We start from the raw sequence: 2,390 nt of genomic DNA, 5'->3' as shown, positions 1-2,390 counted from the left end.
ACTCCTTCCTGAAGGATGCGGAGAAGCGCTACCCGGTGAAGATGCATCTGTGGAAACGCACACAGGGTTCGCGGCTGGCGCTGCTGCCCAATCTGAATTGTGCCGACCTGGTGTGGCGTGGCCTTTTCCGTGACGTGCGCGTGCGCCGCGCACTTTCGCTGGCTGTGGACAGGCGCGAGATCAATTTGGCCGTGTTCTACGGGTTGGCGCAGGAAAGTGCCGATACGGTGCTGCCGGAGAGCCCGCTCTTCCGGCCGGAATTCGCGAAAGCCTGGGTCGCCCATGATCCCGACCAGGCCAATGCCCTGCTCGACGAGGCCGGGCTTCAGCAGCGTGGCGATGACGGGGTGCGGATACTTCCCGATGGACGCCCGGCGCAAATCATCGTGGAAACGGCCGGCGAAAGCACGCTGGAAACCGACGCGCTCGAACTCATCACCGATCACTGGCGCAAGATCGGCATCGCCCTGTTCATCCGGACTTCGCAGCGCGACATCTTCCGTAGCCGCGCGGTTGGCGGCCAGATCATGATGTCGATGTGGTCGGGCATCGACAACGGCGTGCCGACCCCCGATATGAACCCGTACCAGCTGGCCCCCACCATGGATGACCAGCTGCAATGGCCGCTCTGGGGTGCTCACTATTTGTCTCATGGCAAGATGGGTGAGGCGCCCGATCTTCCGCCTGTGGTCGAGTTGATGGCTTTACTCGCGCGCTGGAACGCATCGACCGAAAGCACGGAGCGCGCCGAAATCTGGACTTCAATGCTGTCGATCTATACCGATCAGGTGTTTTCGATCGGCACGGTGAACGGAACGCATCAGCCGGTTCTGGCATCCTCGCGGCTGCGCAATCTGCCTGACAAGGCGCTCTACGGCTACGACCCGACTTCCTATTTCGGTGTCTATATGCCGGATACATTCTGGCTTGGAGAGTCCTGAGCGTGTTTCGATATCTTGTCTGGCGTATCGCTGTGATGGTTCCAACGCTGCTGATCATATCGGCGCTGGTGTTCACGATCATCGAACTTCCCCCAGGCGACTATTTCGACAGCTATGTTGCCGAGCTTCGGGCTCAGGGCGAAGCGGTAGATTCCGACCGCATCGAGATGATGCGCAAGGAATATGGTTTCGACAAACCGGTGGTCGTTCGCTACTTCTACTGGGTCGGCGGGATGCTGCAGGGCGATTTCGGCTATTCCTTCGAATATGAGCTGCCGGTTCGCGACGTCGTCGGGGACCGAATGTGGCTGACCGTGCTGGTTTCCTTCGTCACGATCATCTTCACCTGGCTCATCGCCTTTCCGATCGGCATGTACTCCGCCACGCATCAATACAGCTGGGGCGACTACGGCCTGACTTTCTTCGGCCTTCTCGGCCTTGCCATTCCGAATTTCATGCTGGCGCTGATCCTGATGTATTTCGCCAACATCTGGTTCGGCACATCCATTGGCCATCTCATGGACCAGCAATATCTCGGCGAGCCGATGAGCTGGGCCAAGGCGAAGTCGATCCTCGCCCATCTCTGGATCCCGGTCCTGATCATCGGCACCGGGGGCACGGCAAGCATGATCCGGCGGCTGCGCGCCAATCTGCTCGATGAGCTACACAAGCAATATGTCGTCACCGCGCGCGCCAAAGGCCTTCATCCCTTCAAGGCGCTGGTCAAATATCCGCTGCGCATGGCGCTCAATTTCTTCATTTCCGACATCGGCTCTATCCTGCCGGCCATCATCTCCGGCGCCGAAATCACGGCGATCGTGCTGTCTTTGGAAACGACCGGGCCGATGCTGATCAAGGCGCTGCAAAGCCAGGACATGTATCTGGCAGGGTCGTTCCTGATGTTCCTGGCTTTCCTGACGGTCATCGGCGTCCTGATTTCCGACCTGGCGCTGGCGCTGCTTGATCCACGAATTCGTTTGCAGGGCGGTAGCACCAAATGAACACGCATTCGCCGCTGCCCGCTCCGGGTGCTCCACTGCAACACYACGTTTCCACCGCGCCCCTTGACCTGCAGTCGGTCGAGGCGATGACGCCGGAGCAGTCGAAGGTCTTCCAGGCGTCGCAGTTGCGGTTGATGTGGTGGAAATTCCGAAAACACCGGCTTGCCCTTGTATCCGGCATATTCCTGGCAGTGCTTTATTCCGGGATACTGATCTGCGAGTTCCTGGCGCCCTACAATCTGCACACGCGCAACATGGACTTCATCTATGCGCCGCCGCAGCGGGTGCGCCTGTTCCACAACGGCGAGTTCGTCGGGCCGTTCGTCTATGGCCGCGAGATGACGCTGGATATGGACACGCTCAAGCGGAACTACATTGAGAACCACGGCGATGTTCAGCGGCTCCGTTTCTTCTGCAGGGGCGACAGTTACCTATTCTGGGGCCTGAT

2 protein-coding genes and 1 pseudogene are annotated in these 2,390 nt (G+C 59.4%); all 3 read left to right on the top strand.

Features of this window, described 5'->3' with window-relative positions:
* Positions 1–941 (top strand): ABC transporter substrate-binding protein (locus ACXJ7R_RS30175; protein WP_457155013.1); only part of this gene is annotated, 941 nt, incomplete at its 5' end.
* A 2-nt stretch (positions 942–943) separates the two neighbouring features.
* Positions 944–1,942, top strand: a complete 999-nt coding sequence (locus tag ACXJ7R_RS30170; RefSeq protein ID WP_457155012.1) for an ABC transporter permease — start codon at positions 944–946, stop codon at positions 1,940–1,942.
* A pseudogene (locus tag ACXJ7R_RS30165) lies at positions 1,939–2,390 on the top strand (ABC transporter permease); the annotation flags it as partial. The gene ACXJ7R_RS30170 and the pseudogene ACXJ7R_RS30165, both read left to right, overlap by 4 nt.

It is taken from the genome of Mesorhizobium sp. P5_C1 (assembly GCF_054049815.1).
Note: the sequence above shows the minus strand (reverse complement) of the source record. Positions and strands in the feature narration are given on the sequence as shown.